This window comes from Sphingomonas sp. NFR04, assembly GCF_900114095.1.
Taxonomy (GTDB): Bacteria; Pseudomonadota; Alphaproteobacteria; order Sphingomonadales; family Sphingomonadaceae; genus Sphingomonas.
In genome coordinates this window covers 685099-701466 of the sequence record NZ_FORV01000001.1, presented here as the reverse complement: position 1 = coordinate 701466, position 16368 = coordinate 685099, and the positions used below count along the sequence as shown (strand labels likewise).

Below are 16368 nucleotides of genomic sequence, written 5' to 3'. Positions count from 1 at the left end.
CCGGAGGAGGCGCCTGATGATGCACAGCCCGCAGCTTCGCTTCGAAGGTCCTTCCGACCACCATGCCGAGGCGGTGGGGCTCGCGTCCGAAGGCGCGGCGCAGGATCGCAACCGCTGCGGTTTCACGCCGCTCGAATGGCTCTGCATCGCCATCGGCCAGCAGGAGGGCATTGAGGCGCGAGGCGGCCTGTTCCGCTTGGGAGCGCTGCTGCGCCGACTGTTCGGCGGGCCACGGGTTCGGCACATGGCGGTGGACCGGCTGGAGGTGCTGAGCCGCGTCGCCGCGCGTGCGCAGATCGGTGGCGCGCGACTGGCGGACGAGGATATCACGCTGTTCCGCCGCGCCGGCTACTCCAACGGCCAGCTCCTGTTGATGCTTGCCAGCCTGGAACAGGCGCAAAGGCCTCCGCGAACAGAGCTGTCGTGAAGCCCCACACCATCCCGGCACGCGTTCGGAGGCGGTCCACATTCTGCTGGGCGAACCGGCGTGCCGGGGGCGGCGGTCATTCCGTCTCGCTGAAATGCCTCTCGCCGCTGCGCGCAACCATCGCCAGGACGATCGCAAGGATCAGTCCGCTGACGATCGCGCTCACCACCGCATCCTTGAACAGCGGGTAGAAGAGCCAGGCCAGCAGCGCCGCCGCGGCGCCCAGCACCACGATCCGGGCGAGGAGCGCCCAGCGCTGCCGGCGTTCGCGCTGCTGGCGCAGGGTGCGCGCGGCACGCTGCCGCGCGGCGATGACGGTGCGTCGCATCCAGGGTCTCCATGGGGGGCGTTCGCCCGAAGCAAAGCGGAGCCGGGATTGTGCCGTCGCGACGCGGTCCGGCACAACTATCCACCGGTATGCCGCACCCGGCGCACGGGATGGTGATGCCGCGGCGGGATGTCGCGATGCCGGCGTATGAATCGGCCAGCGGCAGGCGCGGCCGGTGGATCCGGTTCATGGAAGCATGCTTATGCCCGGCCGCTGGCGCTCAGGCGGCGATCGGCATGCTCGATGCAGTGCTCACAGGCTTCACCCCGGGGGACGCGTCACCATTCCGCCGCTCCAGCAGGACGCCCGCAGGGAAGCGCGTGACGCCGAGCGTCGCGCCATTGCCGCCAATCTCCGCCAGCCCCGCATTACCGCGCGGTTGTCGGCTGATCCCAGCCACTACTGAATTCACACACTTTTCTCTGTTAATGAAGAGCATTAGCGTGAAATTCGATCAGATACTGCGCTCGACCACCGGCGGCAACGCGACCCGCATCGGCATTGGCCGGCATGACGATCGCCATTGCGATCATCTTCCTGTGAATCGGTCCACGCAAGTTCGTGCCGTACGAGGCCGACAGCATCACCCCGCGCATGGCGAACCAGGAACCCCATTTGGCTGTCAATCCTACACTATCCATGCAAAGTATGTTTTATCCGGATTGTGTATGGATGTGCCCATCCCTATGTGGGATCTGCATGGAGCGACTCAGGAGTGTGAGTCATGACGGAACCGATCAAGGCAGCGTTTCCCTGGATCCTGAAAAGCGGATGGAAGGGGCTTTGTCCGCGTTGCGGAAAGGGCCGCATGTTCCGGTCGTGGCTGAAGGTGGCCGACAAATGCGAGGCATGCGGCCTCGACTATCGTTTCGCCTCGCCGGATGACGGCCCGGCTTTCTTCTCGCTGTGCATCGTCGTGTTCCCGCTCACCTTCGTGGTGGTGTGGGTGCAGGTGGCGTTCGACCCGCCCTTGTGGATCCACCTGTTCACGTCGCTGCCGCTGATGGTGCTGGGCAGTCTGTTGCCGCTGCGGCCGATCAAGGGCTGGCTGGTCGCCTCCCAATATGTCAACCGCGCCCGAGAGGCGGGGACCGAGCGGCTGTGGAACCGGCTGGACGGCCGCGCGGCCGGCAGCGATCTGTTCGAGGGGTGATCGCGGTGGCTTCGCCATCTTCGCAGATCGAGGCTGCCCGCCAGGCCGCGGCGGCGGTGCTCGTCGACCTGGGACGGCTCGCCGAAGCCGGCATGGTCGCGCGCGGGCAGGGCGACGATTTCCTGGAGGTGCGTGCCGCCCTGCTCGCGGTCCGGCGGGCAAGCAGCCGTGTCGCGCTGCTGGAACGCGCGCTGCACTGCTATGCCGATCCCGACTTCTGGGACGCGGAGCCGTGCGAGGCGATGCTGGCCTATCATGACCGCGGCGATGTCGCCCGGGCCGCGCTGCGCGGCCGCGACGGCTTTGCGCAGCACCGGGATTGAGGGACGGCCATGCGCGCAACGTCTGTAAATTCGTATGGGATCGGCTAGGCCTCGAACCATGCAAGGCTGGAAACCCGACATCGCCGGAACCCTTGGTCCCAAATATCTCGCCATCGCCGAGGCGCTCGCGCGCGACATCGAGGCGGGTACCCTCAACCCCGGCGACCGGCTGCCGCCGCAGCGGATGCTGGCCGAGGCGCTGGGCGTGGACCTGACCACGGTGACCCGCGCCTATGGCGAGGCGCAGCGGCTGGGGCTGATCGAAGGCGATGGCCGCCGCGGCAGTTTCGTCCGCAACAAGGCCGCCGAGCCCGTCGGCATTCCCTATGCCGAACCGGCCGATGCCGGCATGAACGCGCCCCCCGAAGCTGCGGACCGGCAGCTGGAAAAGGCCTTCGCCAGCTCGGCGGCGAACCTGCTCGGCCGGGCGGACGGGCCCGCGCCCTTCCATTATCAGCCGCGCGGCGGCATGCCGCTGGCGCGCGCGGCCGGGGCGGCACTGCTGCAGGGCCGCGGTATTCCCGCCCAGGAAGATACCGTGCTGGTAAGCGCCGGCGGGCAGCATGCGCTGCACGCGGTGATCAGCACCGAGTTGCGCCCCGGCGACGTGCTGGCGGTGGGTGCGTTCGTCTATCCCGGGCTGCTCGCGGTCGCGCGGCGCTACGGCCTGACATTACGGGTGATTGCCGGCGACGGCGAGGGCATGCTGCCGCAAGCGCTGGACGAAGCCTGTGCCGAAGGCGTGGCGGCGCTCTACATTGTGCCCACCAACGACAATCCGACCACCGCGACGATGGGCCTCGCCCGGCGCGAGGCGCTGGCGGCGGTGATCCGCAGCCATGGCCTCAAGCTGATCGAGGACGATGCCTATGGCCTGCTGCCGGAGGTGCCGCTGCCGCCGCTCGCCGCGCTGGTGCCAGAGCGCTGCTGGCACATCGCCAGCGTCTCCAAGATCCTGTCGCCGGGTCTCCGCGTCGCCTGGATCGCCGCGCCGGACATCGCCGCGGCGTGGCGGCTTGCGGCCGATCTGCACGAGACGGCGGTAATGGCGCCCCCGCTCAACGTCGCGGTTGTCGCGGACTGGCTGCACGGCGGCAGCTTCGACACGCTGCGCGCCGCGGTGCGGGCGCAGGCACGGGCACGCCAGGCCATCGCCCGCGCGTTGCTGCGTCCCGGCAGCTACCACGCGCAGGATGAAGGCTATCACCTCTGGATGCCGCTGCCCGGCGGCGCCAATGCGGCGGAGATCGTCAACGCGCTTCGGCCGCAGGGGCTGGCGGTGGTGGCGGGCGACGCCTTTGCGGTGGAGTCGGCCAGTGCGGCGCCCGCGCTCAGGATTTCCATCGGCGGATCGACGCCGCGCGACCGGCTGGAGCGTGCGCTGCGGCTGCTCGATGCGCTTACCACGCCCGACACGACGCGAAAGATCGCGCTCGTTTAGGCAGTTCGGTCGTCGCCCTCGTCCGTCGTCCAAGCCGCCTTGCCGCATTTCTCGCCGGGGTGGTGCGGATTGTCCGCCGCGGCGACGTTTGATGCTTTGACGTCACTGCGTTACAAAAAGTCCGAATTCGGCCCGCTTGCCGCCCAGTTCCGGCGGTCTATATCGCTCGCACCTGCAGCAAAGAACGATAGTATGACCGCAACCACCCGCCCCCAGGGGCCCAAAGGCTCCAGCCTGCTCGCATCGATCCACGATGTCGGGCCCCGTTCCGAGGGCGCGGTCGACCAGCTTTCCGAGCTGTTCCTGCGGCATATCGGTGCCCCCCGCTATGCGATGCTGGTGGTGCCGGACCATTGGGGCTCGGCCCCGCTGGTCCCCGGCAGCCCCTTCGCCACGCGGCTGCGCGGCTGGGCCGATTCGGGCATCGAGATGTTCCTGCACGGCTGGTTCCACAAGGACGTGTCCGAGCATGCCTCGGCCGGCGCGCGCTTCAAGGCCAAGCACATGACCGCCGGCGAGGGCGAATTCCTCGGCCTCGACTATGCCACTGCGCGCGACCGGATGGTGCGGGGCAGGGCGCTGGTGGAGGACATTATCGGCCGCCCGGTCACCGGCTTCATCGCGCCCGCCTGGCTGTACGGCGACGGTGCCCGCGAGGCGCTGCGCGACCTGGGTTTCGCGCTGGCCGAGGATCATTTCCGGGTCTGGGCGCCGCAGCAGCAGGACCGCGTGCTCGCCAAGGGCCCGGTGATCACCTGGGCCAGCCGCAGCAAGAGCCGGATCGCCTCGTCGCTTGCCGTCGCCGCACTTGCCCGCACGCTGCTGCCGCGGCGCCCGGCGATGCGGCTCGGCGTGCATCCAGGGGATGTCACCGTGCCGGCGCTGCTGACGAGCATCGACAAGACGCTTGGTGCGCTGACCAAGGGCGGCCGCTTCGGCCAATATCGCGAACTGCTGGAGACGCATTGATGCGCATCCTCGACGTCTGCGCCTTCTACAGCCCCTATGGCGGCGGCGTGAAAACCTATGTTCGTCGCAAGATGGAACTCGGCGCCAAGCTGGGCCATGAGATCATCATCCTCGCCCCGGGCGAGCGCGAGGAGATACTGGAGGAGCGCGACGGCGCGATCCTGGCGACGATCCCGGCACCGCTGCTGCCGCTCGACCGCCGCTACCGCTATTTCGACGACGAGCCCGCGCTCCACGCCGCGCTGAACCGCTGGCGGCCCGATTTCGTCGAGGCCTCGTCGCCGTGGCGCAGCGCCTCGATGGTCGCGCGCTGGCAGGGATCGGCGGCGCGGTCGCTGGTGATGCACGCCGATCCGCTGGCGGCCTATGCCTATCGCTGGTTCGGCACGATCGCCAATCGCGAGACGATCGACAAGGGCTTCTCCTCCTTCTGGCAGCATCTCCGCCGGCTCGACGACGGGTTCGACCAGGTCGTCACGGCCGGGCGTGGGCTTGCCCAGCGGCTGACCGAGGGCGGCCTCACCAAGGTTGTGACGATCCCGATGGGCGTGGAGCCCGGCTATTTCAGCCCGACCCTGCGCGACGAATCGCTGCGCGCCGAGCTGCTCGCGAGCTGCGGGCTGGGCCCCGAGGCGACGCTGCTGATCGGCGTCGGGCGGCTGGCGGCGGAAAAGCGCTGGCCGATGGTGATCGAGGCGGCCGAGGCGGCGGCGGGGCGCCACCCCATGGGGCTGATCCTGATCGGCACCGGCACCGCGCGCTCCAAGGTGATCACCGCGATCGGCCGCAACCCGCACGCCCAGCTGTTCGAGCCGACCAGCAACCGCGAGCAGCTCGCCCGCGTGCTGGCGAGCTCCGACGCGCTCGTCCATGGCTGCGAGGCGGAAACCTTCTGCATGGTCGCGGCCGAGGCGCGCGCGAGCGGCCTGCCGCTGATCGTGCCCGACGAGGGCGGCGCGGCCGACCAGTTCGTCGAGGGGCAGGGGATGCTCTATCGCTCGGCAGACCCGGTCTCCCTGCGCGACGCGCTGACCCATTTCGTCGACACCACCCCGATGTTCCACCGCATGCGCGCCACCGCCGATGCGCCGGGCACGCGGACGATGGACCAGCATTTCGAGGAGCTGTTCGCCAGCTACCAGGCGATGGCGTATTCGCGGGCGGCGTGAGGCTGGGTCAGAAGGTCCGTGCATGATCGCCGGGCGCATCGGACCCTGACTGTCGTCCATTCGAACGGTAGCGTTGGAATGTCGACACTTGGTGGATTGCAGAAGTTGAGCCTGTTGCTTAACCTCCCGGCAATGTCGCTCGCGAGCAAGATCATCCTGCACAGTCCCGTGAAGGACGAGCGCCGACTGGCAGCATTCGTAGAGCAGTGTCTCGCTGATGGTGTGTCGTTACTGGCCATCGTCGGCCCCGGGTGTACGGAGCTAGAGGAAACAATCGACTGGCTCGTTACAGGGGACGGCGGCAACCCGGGCCGCTTCCTGTGTACTACTTCCCACCCCGATGAGCCGTTCGATGATGTGCTGAATATGGCGCATACTTGGGAGCTTGAACGCGGGAATCTCGTGCAGGAAGTTCGGTTATAGGAACGGCCGCTTCTGGGCGAAAGCGGACGCCTTCCATTCACTTTCGGGCAGGCGCAGTCGCCGCCTTCAATCGCTTCAGGAACTTCGGCAATGCACAGCGATGCTCGGCACCCTCGTCACAGCCCGGCAGCCGCAGCGGTGTCCACACCGTCCGATCCCGCGCCGCGCGCATGTCGGCGGCGCTCTGGCTGCGGTACCAGAGGCGGACCGCCGGGCGGCCGTTCGGTCCCCGCACCAGCGCAATGGCGATGCCGCCGCCCGGTGAAGGGTCGTTGGTCGCGAAGCCCGGCGCCTTGACCGGCACGCCCAGCACCGCCGCCAGCGCCGCGACATTGGTGTCGTGGCCGATCAGCACGTCCAGCTTGGGTGCCGTCGCGCTGGTCAGGTCCGCGGTGATGCGGTCGACCGTTGGCGCCATCTGGAATGCTGCCATATAGGGCGGGCGGCTGAACACGTCGAACAGCGCGCCATGCACCGCGCCGAGCGCCTCCAGCCGCGCCGGCGTCGCGCGGCCCCAGCCCACCTGCGCGAGCGGCATGCCCTCCAAATATTGCAGCATCAGCACCTGCGCGGTGCCCGAGGCGGCGCGGATCGGGCCCTTGAGGTCGATCCCGTGGCCATCCGCGCTCGCGCGGACCGACGAGGGCTCCACCGGGCTGCACGGCGCGGCGGGGCAGGCGAGCACCTGCTCCAGCAGCGCGAGCCCTGCGGCGTGGCGCCGGGTCAGCGCCTCGGCCCCGCCGGTGTAGCGGTTGATCGACTCCACCGCGCGGTTCGCGTCGAAGGCGGCGGGATGCGCGCCCAGCGGCTCGAAGGTCGGGTCGTTGGTGCCTTCGGGCTTGTGGCCCACCGTGATCTCGCAGCCAGGCGCGAAGCCCGCCGCATAGGCCTCGCCGCTGGCGATCGTCCGCGGCGAGCTGTTGGTCCAGAGCCGGAGCGCGGCAGGATCGGGGCAGCCGTTCGCGGCGACCAGCCCGGCGGCGGCGAACCACCGCCGGTCGGCCTTGGCGAGCGCACGGAGCGCGGCAGCGCCGTGCGGCGTCACCTGTTCTGCCGGCGCGTCCCAGCGCGGCCAGGGCTGGCCGGTGCGCGTCGCGGGCGGCACCTCGCCGCCGAGCGGCGCGCGCACGCCGTGGCGCATCAGCAGCACCAGCCGCTCTACCTTGGGAGGCTTCGGCGGCGTCGCCTGCGCGAGGGCGGGAACCATGGTGAGCGCGGCAAGTGCGGCCGTACGCGCGAAAGGAACCGTGATCATCGGGGGACGCTATCCGGCCCGCATGAAAGCTGTGTGACGAAAAAGAACACCAATTTAATAATTGGTATTATCTCCGCGATTTCCGAGCCTTGTTCTGCGCTGCAGCAAATTTGTAATTTCAAGACACTGAAATTGCCACGGACGCTACGCCGAATTGCCGCGGGCCAAGGCTAGCGGCGGCAGCGACCAGCCGGAACAGGCTGGCACCAATATCCAGCGAAGGACATACCAATGGGAAACTGGAACAAGCGCACCGCGCTGCTCCTGGGCGGGGGCATGGTCGCACTCATCGCACAGGGCCAGGCATGGGCCGCCACGCCGCGCGAGGACGCCGTCGTGGCCGCCGCGTCGGACATCCCCGGATCGGACACGGACGATCAGACGCGCGACGGCGACACGATCGTCGTCACCGGCCAGCGCGCGGCGATCAAGACGGTGCAGGACGAGCAGGTGAAGAACGCCTCGCTCGTCACCATCGTCTCGGGCGAGGAACTGCGCGCGCAGCCGCAGCAGAACCTGGCCGATCTGCTCACCCGCCTGCCGGGCGTCAGTTCCTCGGTCGACCAGTCGCGCAACGCCGCCTCGACCGGCGAGGCGCAGTATCTCTCGATCCGCGGCCTGGACACTGCGTACAACGCCTATGAACTCGACGGTGTCCGCTTGGCGCAGACCGATGCGCGCACCCGCGCCATCTCGATGAACCTGCTGTCGCCCTTCGCGCTCTCCGAAGTCCGCGTCGACAAGGCGCCGACCGCGGCGCAGGACGGCGACGCCATTGCCGGCGTGATCGACCTGCGCACCGCCTCGCCGTTCGACTTCGGCGCGCACCATTTCCAGATCCGCGCGCAGGGCCAGATCGCCGGCCGCGCCGCCGCCCGCGACCAGGATCCCTGGGGCGGCACGATCGCGCTCGAAACCGCGCAGCGCTTCGGCAATTTCGGGATCTATGCTTCGGGCTATTACGGCAAGAAGAACATCTTCAGCGAGTCGGTCGCTATCCACAAGGATTACACCAAGCAGAACGGCAATCTGCCCGGCGCGGTGCGCGACAACCTCGCCAATGCGGTGCCCGTCGGCGTCGAGTGGAACATCTTCCAGAACAAGATCGAGCGCTTCGGCGGCACGGTGAACCTGGAGTGGAAGGGCGACAGCACCGATCTCTACGCCCGCACCACCTATGGCGAGTATCGCCTGAAGGACTGGATGGACCAGACCGCCGCGCGCAGCGTGGGCCTCACCGCCGGCCAGACCAACCCCAACACCGGCAACCCGCTGGGTTCCAACTATGACGCGGCGGGCTATCTGGCACTCTACGGCCTGGGCGGCACCAATTACTTCCGTACCGAGCACAGCAACCAGCGGCTGTTCACCACCAAGATCGGCGGCGAGAGCCGGCTGGGCGACCTGACGCTCGACTATAACGGCGCCTATTCGCGCGGTGCGACCAGCTATCCGCTGCGCATCCAGGCCAAGTGGGGCAGCCCGACCTATATCGGCGTGAACGCGACGGGTCCGGCCACCTACAAGCTGATCACCGGGCTGGCCGACCGCACCAACCCGCAGGTGGTGCTGACCGACGACGCCCGCAACACCATCACCAACCTCGACAATTTCGCCCAGGCCTACACCACGGCGCAGTTCGAGGATTCGTGGGAATCGAAGCTCGAGGGCCGGCTGGACGGCACCTGGCGCTTCGGCGATCGCGGGCTGTCCTCGATTCAGGCGGGCGGCAAGTACGAAGCCTCCAAGCGCTATTCGAACAGCCTCGGCGACGACGGCGCGCTGGAATATGACTTCACCGCCACCGACCCGAACATTACCAAGCTCACATCAGTGCCGGGCAAGCGGCTGAACGGCTTCATGAACGACGTGCAGGTGCCGTTCTACATCCCCGATCACGCCTGGATCGAGGCGCAGAACGCCAAGCTGTCGCTCTCGAAGCTCGCCAGCATCGATCCGGTGCTGCTCGAACAGAACCGCCTCGACGGCAAGGAGCACCGCGCCAGCGGCTATGTGCTCGCCAACTTCGCGTTCGGCGGCCTGACGATCACCCCCGGCCTTCGCTACGAGCACAACTGGTTCCAGGGCCGCTACTGGCAGGACAATGGCACGACGTCGGGCTTCACCACCAGCGCCCGCAGCTATGACGAGTGGCTGCCGAGCCTGATCGCCTCCTACCGCCCGAGCGAGAACACCGTGTACCGCTTCTCGGTGCGCAAGAGCTATTCGCGCCCGGCGTTCGACCTGCTGCTTGGGCCGACCAGCGTCTCGCGCGACGACAGCGGCAAGATCACCTCGATCTTCGTGCCGAACCCCAATCTCGACACGGTCGAAGCGTGGAACGTCGATACCTCGATCGAGCACAAGGGCGCGGGCACCGACCTGTTCTCGGCGTCGCTCTACTATAAGCGCCTGAACCATGTGATGTTCTCGACCGGCTCGACCAACGCCGCCGGCGACCTCAACGTGTGGACCTCGCCGAACAGCCAGCTCTCGCCCGACGGGGTCGAGATCGAGACGCTCGATACCAGCGGCAAGGGCAGCGTCTACGGCGTCGAGCTGTTCGCGCGGTACAGCCTGAAGGGCCTGCCGGGGATGCTCGACGGCCTGGGCTTCCAGGGCAATATCACGCTGCAGCGCGCGGATGCGACGGTGTACGTGTCGAACGCCTATCGCCGCCAGCGCATGCCGCAGGCACCGCAGGTGATGTTCAACACCGAATTGTTCTGGACGCATGGCGGGTTCAACGCCGCGCTGAACTACGCCTACACCGGCAACAAGCTGTACGACCTGCGCTCGTCCCAGCCGGACACCTATGTCCAGCCGGTCTCCACGATGAACGCGATCCTCAGCTACACGGTGAACCAGCATCTCACCGCCGGCGTATCGGTGCAGAACCTGCTCGATTCACATAGCTATTGGGCGACGGCGGGGGTCGGCAAGGCGCTGCTCTCAGTGGATCGCAAGGGCGGCTATGTCGAGGTGGGGCGCACCTATATGCTCAACCTGTCCTACGCGTTCTGAACGAAAAGGCCGGTCCGCCAAGGGAGGGAAGCGGACCGGCCTGTCATGCGCAAGCAATACTCTCACACTCGGAAAACAAGTCGGCGCGCCCACGGGGGGATCGGTTCGCGGTGCGCCGACTTGTTCCAAAATGGCTGCGCCCTGCGTCAGTTCAGGGCTGGCCGATACGCAGTTACCGGCGAAGGAAGCGGGGGGAAGCGCTGCCGTTCGCGTGCCCTCTAGTTAGCCGCTGAGGCCGATCCCGGCCATTCGGGACGAGTCCCATCCGGGTTTGTCCGTAACGCTTTCTCAACGATGCTAACGATTGCAGTCGGCAACCGCCGCCAGCACCGGCTCGGCCCATTCGCGGCGGCAGATCAGCAGATCGGGCACGCTGGTGCTCGCCTGGTTGTAGATGATCGGGCTGCCGTCGATGCGCGAGGCGTGCAGCCCCGCCGCCAGTGCGACCGCCACCGGCGCGCAATTGTCCCATTGGTGCTGGCCGCCCGAATGGAGGTAGATTTCCGCCTCGCCGCGGACCACCGCCATTGCCTTGGCCCCTGCCGAGCCCATGCCGACATGCACCGCACCGATCGAGCTGCCGACCTCGGCGCAGAGCTGGCTGGCGCGGGTGCGGCTGACGAGCATGCGCGGCGGCTGCTGTGGCGTGGCCAGGGCAGGCGGCGTATCGCTCGCGAGCGTCAGGCCCAGCCGGGGCAGGGCGACGGCGCCCACCGCGGGCGCGCCGTCGATGGCGAGCGCGACGTGCACCGCCCAGTCCTCGCGTCGCTCGGCGAATTCGCGGGTGCCGTCGAGCGGATCGATGATCCACACTCGGCTGCGGCCGAGGCGAACGGGATCGTCGGCGGATTCCTCGGAGAGGATCGCGTCGTCGGGCCGCGCGGCGCGCAGGCGACCGAGGATGAGCGTGTTCGCCTCCGCATCCCCGCGCGCGCCGCCCGCGCACTCGCCCTGGATGCGCAGCAACAGGGCACCGGCTTCCTCGGCAATGGCATGGGCGAGCTGGGCGTCGTTCACAGCATCGGGCTCCACACGCCCATGATCGCCTCGACGATCTGCTCGGCCGCTTCCTCGGGGCTCGTGCGGGTTGTGTCGATGCGGATCTCGGGCGCCAGCGGCGGCTCGTACGGGCTGGAGATGCCGGTGAAATTGGCGATCTCGCCGGCGCGCGCCTTCTTGTAGAGCCCCTTCACGTCGCGGCGCTCGGCCTCCTCCATCGGCGTGTCGACGAAGATCTCGAAGAACTCGCCGTGCGGCAGCAGTGATCGCACCATCGCCCGCTCCGCGCGGAAGGGCGAGATGAAGGCGGTGAGCACGATCAGGCCGGCATCGGTCATCAGCTTGGCAACTTCGCCGATCCGGCGAATATTTTCCACCCGGTCCTGATCGCTGAAGCCGAGATCGCGGTTGAGCCCGTGGCGGATATTGTCGCCGTCGAGCAGGAAGCTGTGTTTGCCCAGCGCGTGCAGCTTCTTCTCGACGAGGTTGGCGATGGTCGACTTGCCCGAACCCGACAGGCCGGTGAACCAGAGAAGGCGCGGCTGCTGGCCCTTTTGCTGGGCATGCGCCTCGCGGGTGATCTCCACCGCCTGCCAATGGACGTTCTGCGCCCGGCGCAGCGCGAAATCGAGCATGCCGGCGCCGACCGTGGCATTGGTCAGCTTGTCGATCAGGATGAATCCGCCGAGATCGTGGCTTCCGGCATAGGGCTCAAAGACGATCGCCCGGTCGGTGGCGACCTCGGCGACACCGATGTCGTTGAGCGCCAGCGTCTTGGCCGGCGCGCGTGCCATGGTGTTGACGTCGATCGCATATTCGGGGGCGCGGATCACCGCGCTGACCGTCTGCGTGCCGAGCTTGAGCCAATAGGCGCGGCCGGGCAGCAGCTCGGCCGGGTCCATCCAGACGATGGTTGCCTTGAACTGGTCGGCGACCTGCGGGGGCGCATCGGCGGTCGCGATCACGTCCCCGCGCGAGCAATCGACTTCGTCGGCAAGCGTGAGGGTGACCGATTCCCCGGCTACCGCCACCTCCTTGTCGCCGCCCATCGCGACGATGCGCGCGACGGTGCTGGTTCGCCCCGAGGGCAGGATGCGCACGGGGTCGCCTGGCCGGATCGTGCCGCCGGAGATTATTCCGGCGAAACCACGGAAGTCGAGATTGGGGCGGTTGACCCATTGCACCGGCATGCGGAACGGCTTGATGCGATCGATGTCGGCGTCGACCTCGACGCTTTCGAGATGGTCGAGCAGCACCGGTCCGCTGAACCACGGCATCGCATCGCTGCGCGTCGTGACATTGTCGCCCTGGAAGCCCGAGATCGGGATCGGCGTGAAATCCTGGATGCCGATCGACTGGGCGAATTCGGCATAGTCGTCGACGATCCGCTCGAACACGCCCTGGTCATAGTCGACCAGATCCATCTTGTTCACCGCCACCACCAGATGCCGGATGCCGAGCAGGTGCGCGAGGAAGCTGTGCCGCCGGGTCTGGGTCAGCACACCCTTGCGCGCGTCGATCAGGATCACGGCGAGGTCGGCAGTCGAGGCGCCGGTGACCATGTTGCGGGTATACTGCTCGTGGCCGGGCGTATCGGCGACGATGAACTTGCGCTTCTCGGTCGCGAAGAAGCGGTAGGCGACGTCGATTGTGATGCCCTGCTCGCGCTCGGCGGCGAGGCCGTCCACCAGCAGCGCGAAATCGATCGCCTGGCCCTGGGTGCCGACGCGCTTGGAATCGTTCTCCAGCGCGGAAAGCTGGTCCTCGAAGATCTGCTTCGAATCGTAGAGCAGGCGGCCGATCAGCGTCGACTTGCCGTCGTCGACCGAGCCACAGGTGAGGAAGCGCAGCAGCGACTTGGTCTGGTGCAGTTCGAGATAGGCCGAGATGTCGGAGGCGATCAGCGCATCGGGGCGATAGGCGGTCATCAGAAATACCCCTCCTGCTTCTTCTTCTCCATGCTGGCGGCCTGGTCGTGGTCGATCGCGCGGCCCTGGCGCTCGCTGGTGGTGGTGAGCAGCATTTCCTGGATCACGCTCTCTAGCGTGTCGGCATTGCTCTCCACCGCGCCGGTGAGCGGGTAGCAGCCGAGCGTGCGGAAGCGGATCGAGCGCTTGACCGGCACTTCGCCGGGGTGCAGCCGGAAGCGATCGTCATCCACCATCAGCAGCATGCCGTCGCGCTCGACCGTCGGGCGGGGGGCTGCGAAATAGAGCGGCACGATCTCGATATTCTCGGCCAGGATGTACTGCCAGATGTCGAGCTCGGTCCAGTTGGAGAGCGGGAAGACGCGGATGCTCTCGCCCTTGGCCTTGCGGGCATTGTAGAGCCGCCACAGCTCGGGGCGCTGGTTCTTCGGATCCCAGCGATGGCTGGCGGTGCGGAAGCTGAAGATGCGCTCCTTGGCGCGGCTCTTCTCCTCGTCGCGCCGCGCGCCGCCGAATGCTGCATCGAAGCCGTATTTGTCGAGCGCCTGCTTCAGCCCCTCGGTCTTCCACAGATCGGTGTGGAGCCCGCCATGGTCGAACGGGTTGATCCCGCGTGCCTTGGCCTCGGGATTCTGGTGGACGAGCAGTTCCATGCCCGCCGCGGCCGCCGCGCGCTCGCGCAGTTCGTACATCGCCTTGAACTTCCAGGTCGTGTCGACATGGAGCAGCGGGAAGGGCGGGGGCGCGGGATAGAAGGCCTTGCGCGCGAGATGGAGCATCACCGCGCTGTCCTTGCCGATCGAATAGAGCATCACCGGCCGTTCGGCCTCGGCGACGACTTCGCGCAGGATGTGGATGCTCTCGGCCTCGAGCCGCTGGAGATGGGTCAGCGGGGCGGGCGATGCGGTGGCGGAATCCATGGCGCTCGTTTGCAGCATGGTGGGGGATGTAAAAAGCCCCGGGCGTCCGCGCGATCTAGTTATTGTTTAGGGCGGCATACCCGCTCCCGCCGATCAGCGGGAGCGGGTAGGCGGATCAGTCGTGGCTCGGCTTGCCGACGCCGGTGTACTGCAGGCCGGCGCGTTCGAGCTCGGCCGGCGGATAGATGTTGCGCAGGTCGACCAGCACCGGGCTGTTGAGGCTGTTCTTGATGCGGGTGAGGTCGAGCGCGCGGAACGCGTCCCACTCGGTGACGATCACCAGCGCGTCGGAGCCCTCGGCCGCGGCATAGGGATTCTCGACGAACTCGACGTCGGTGAGCATCTTGCTCGCCTGCTCGACGCCCTCGGGATCATAGGCCTTCACCGTCGCCCCTGCATCCTGCAGCGCCGCGATGATCGAGAGGCTGGGCGCGTCGCGCATGTCGTCGGTGTTCGGCTTGAAGGTCAGGCCGAGGATGCCGACGGTCTTGCCGCGCACGTCGCCGCCCATCGCCTTGATAACCTTGCGGCCCATCGCGCGCTTGCGGGCGTCGTTCACCTGCACCGTTGCCTCGACGATGCGCAGCGGCGTCTCGTTGTCGGCCGCGGTCTTCATCAGCGCCAGCGTGTCCTTGGGGAAGCACGAGCCGCCATAGCCCGGGCCGGCATGGAGGAACTTGCCGCCGATGCGGTTGTCCATGCCGATGCCGCGCGACACTTCCTGCACGTCCGCGCCCACCTGCTCGCACAGGTCCGCGATCTCGTTGATGAAGGTGATCTTCACCGCGAGGAAGGCGTTGGCCGCGTACTTGATCAGCTCGGAGGTGCGGCGGCCGGTGAACAGCACCGGGGCCGACTGGTTGAGCGAGAGCGGGCGATAGATTTCGCGCATCACCTGGCGGGCGAACTCGTCATCGGTGCCGACGACGACGCGGTCCGGGCGCTTGAAGTCTTCGATCGCCGCGCCTTCGCGCAGGAACTCGGGATTGGAGACGACCTTGGCGCCGCTGTTCGGGGCGACCTCGGCAAGGATCCGCTCGACCTCGTCGCCGGTGCCGACGGGCACGGTCGACTTGGTGACGATCACGCTCGGCTTGGTGAGATTCTCCGCGATCTCCCGCGCTGCAGCGAAGACATAGGAGAGATCGGCATGGCCGTCGCCGCGGCGGCTGGGCGTGCCGACGGCGATGAACACCGCATCGGCATCCTTCACCCCTTCGGCCAGGTCGGTCGTGAACGAGAGGCGGCCCGCCTTCACGTTGCTGGCGACCAGGGCATCGAGGCCCGGTTCGTAGATGGGCATCACATTCTGGTGGAGCAGCTCGATCTTCCGCGCGTCCTTGTCCACGCAGATGACTTCGTGGCCGAAGTCAGAGAAGCAGGCTCCAGATACCAGGCCCACATAGCCCGTGCCGATCATCGCAATGCGCACGATTTTCCCCTGTGCCGAAAGTGCTGTTTCCAGCGGTCCGACGAAGCTCTTAACCGAACCTGCCGCGACCGCAACCCACCGCAGTGCAGCAATTGCGTCAGGCCGTTGGCCGCAAAAGAAAAAGGCCTGCGGGGGCAGGCCTTTTTCCTGGTTAATGTCAGCCGGCTACCTCGCGGCGCCGGCTGCCACGGGGTTGAATTCAGAGCGGGCGGATCTCGGTGCCGCCGACGCCATCACGGAAGAAGAGGGTGAAGAACTTCATTTTTTTGGCTCCCATTTCTGCGCTGTTCCGCGCAAGTCATTTCGTTAATGAAAAATTTACTTTTCCGCAATCGGGGATTCTGCGGAGGGTGAGAGCTGCGCATATGTGCAAGTTCTCGTTTACCTTTTCTTCAATCGCCTTTCGTAATCCTGTTCGTCCAACGGTTCGGGGCGGGTCCGCAGGGATCAGCTAGGGGTCGGCAGGCGGTGTAAAGCCGTAAAAAATGCCGGTTTTTGGCTGGTTTGCGCATCAACCAGTAGTTTTTCGCGAATCTGTCCTTTATTCGGTGTGTGGCCGAGCAGGCGGCGGGAGGGC

The 16368-nt window shown here is 67.2% G+C and carries 17 protein-coding genes; 9 read left to right on the top strand and 8 right to left on the bottom strand.

Going from position 1 to position 16368, the window contains the following annotated elements:
• Positions 1 to 16 precede the first annotated feature (16 nt).
• Complete coding sequence (locus tag BM009_RS03135; RefSeq protein ID WP_093293696.1) at positions 17 to 427, top strand: hypothetical protein; 411 nt, start codon at positions 17 to 19, stop codon at positions 425 to 427.
• A 76-nt stretch (positions 428 to 503) separates the two neighbouring features.
• Here the strand turns inward: BM009_RS03135 and BM009_RS03130 are convergent, their stop codons facing one another.
• The 3 genes from BM009_RS03130 to BM009_RS22090 form a co-directional block, all read right to left on the bottom strand.
• A complete protein-coding gene (locus tag BM009_RS03130; protein ID WP_093293694.1) occupies positions 504 to 755 on the bottom strand; it encodes a hypothetical protein in 252 nt (83 codons plus the stop codon).
• A gap of 220 nt (positions 756 to 975) precedes the next feature.
• A complete protein-coding gene (locus tag BM009_RS22095; protein WP_175487871.1) occupies positions 976 to 1167 on the bottom strand; it encodes a hypothetical protein in 192 nt (63 codons plus the stop codon).
• A 13-nt stretch (positions 1168 to 1180) separates the two neighbouring features.
• Positions 1181 to 1396 carry a hypothetical protein gene (locus tag BM009_RS22090; protein WP_139216518.1) on the bottom strand — a complete coding sequence of 72 codons (216 nt, stop codon included), beginning with the start codon at positions 1394 to 1396 and terminating at the stop codon, positions 1181 to 1183.
• Between the two features lie 83 nt (positions 1397 to 1479).
• On the opposite strand from BM009_RS22090, the gene BM009_RS03125 reads away from it, so the two are divergent.
• The 6 genes from BM009_RS03125 (at position 1480) to BM009_RS22870 (ending at position 6233) form a co-directional block, all read left to right on the top strand.
• The gene (locus BM009_RS03125; RefSeq protein ID WP_093293691.1) at positions 1480 to 1908 is read left to right on the top strand and encodes a DUF983 domain-containing protein; all 429 of its coding nucleotides are present in this window, start codon (positions 1480 to 1482) and stop codon (positions 1906 to 1908) included.
• A gap of 5 nt (positions 1909 to 1913) precedes the next feature.
• Entirely contained in the window at positions 1914 to 2231 is a 318-nt protein-coding gene (locus tag BM009_RS03120; RefSeq protein ID WP_139216517.1) for a hypothetical protein, read from the top strand.
• A gap of 58 nt (positions 2232 to 2289) precedes the next feature.
• On the top strand, positions 2290 to 3672 hold the full coding sequence (locus BM009_RS03115; protein ID WP_093293686.1) for an aminotransferase-like domain-containing protein: 1383 nt from the start codon (positions 2290 to 2292) through the stop codon (positions 3670 to 3672).
• A 192-nt stretch (positions 3673 to 3864) separates the two neighbouring features.
• Positions 3865 to 4641: a DUF2334 domain-containing protein gene (locus tag BM009_RS03110; protein WP_093293684.1), complete on the top strand. Its 777-nt coding sequence runs from the start codon at positions 3865 to 3867 to the stop codon at positions 4639 to 4641.
• Complete coding sequence (locus tag BM009_RS03105) at positions 4641 to 5810, top strand: glycosyltransferase (protein ID WP_093293681.1); 1170 nt, start codon at positions 4641 to 4643, stop codon at positions 5808 to 5810. The genes BM009_RS03110 and BM009_RS03105 overlap by 1 nt, the downstream gene beginning before the upstream one ends.
• A 105-nt stretch (positions 5811 to 5915) precedes the next feature.
• Entirely contained in the window at positions 5916 to 6233 is a 318-nt protein-coding gene (locus BM009_RS22870) for a hypothetical protein (protein ID WP_254772128.1), read from the top strand.
• A 37-nt stretch (positions 6234 to 6270) separates the two neighbouring features.
• On the opposite strand, the gene BM009_RS03095 is transcribed toward BM009_RS22870, so the two are convergent.
• Positions 6271 to 7488, bottom strand: a complete 1218-nt coding sequence (locus tag BM009_RS03095) for a histidine-type phosphatase (protein ID WP_093293678.1) — start codon at positions 7486 to 7488, stop codon at positions 6271 to 6273.
• Between the two features lie 231 nt (positions 7489 to 7719).
• On the opposite strand from BM009_RS03095, the gene BM009_RS03090 reads away from it, so the two are divergent.
• A complete protein-coding gene (locus BM009_RS03090; RefSeq protein WP_093293676.1) occupies positions 7720 to 10512 on the top strand; it encodes a TonB-dependent receptor in 2793 nt (930 codons plus the stop codon).
• Positions 10513 to 10809: 297 nt separating this feature from the next.
• Here the strand turns inward: BM009_RS03090 and BM009_RS03085 are convergent, their stop codons facing one another.
• The 4 genes from BM009_RS03085 to BM009_RS03070 all read right to left on the bottom strand — a co-directional run bounded on the left by BM009_RS03085 (position 10810) and on the right by BM009_RS03070 (position 15791).
• Positions 10810 to 11529: a 3'(2'),5'-bisphosphate nucleotidase CysQ gene (locus BM009_RS03085; protein WP_254772127.1), complete on the bottom strand. Its 720-nt coding sequence runs from the start codon at positions 11527 to 11529 to the stop codon at positions 10810 to 10812.
• The gene (cysN, locus tag BM009_RS03080) at positions 11526 to 13439 is read right to left on the bottom strand and encodes a sulfate adenylyltransferase subunit CysN (RefSeq protein WP_093293670.1); all 1914 of its coding nucleotides are present in this window, start codon (positions 13437 to 13439) and stop codon (positions 11526 to 11528) included. Before cysN ends, BM009_RS03085 begins: the two co-directional genes overlap by 4 nt.
• Positions 13439 to 14359, bottom strand: a complete 921-nt coding sequence (gene cysD, locus BM009_RS03075; protein ID WP_254772126.1) for a sulfate adenylyltransferase subunit CysD — start codon at positions 14357 to 14359, stop codon at positions 13439 to 13441. Before cysD ends, cysN begins: the two co-directional genes overlap by 1 nt.
• A gap of 115 nt (positions 14360 to 14474) precedes the next feature.
• On the bottom strand, positions 14475 to 15791 hold the full coding sequence (locus BM009_RS03070) for a UDP-glucose dehydrogenase family protein (protein WP_093293664.1): 1317 nt from the start codon (positions 15789 to 15791) through the stop codon (positions 14475 to 14477).
• On the opposite strand from BM009_RS03070, the gene BM009_RS22085 reads away from it, so the two are divergent.
• The gene (locus tag BM009_RS22085) at positions 15784 to 16101 is read left to right on the top strand and encodes a hypothetical protein (RefSeq protein WP_139216516.1); all 318 of its coding nucleotides are present in this window, start codon (positions 15784 to 15786) and stop codon (positions 16099 to 16101) included. The genes BM009_RS03070 and BM009_RS22085 overlap by 8 nt on opposite strands.
• Positions 16102 to 16368 lie beyond the last annotated feature (267 nt).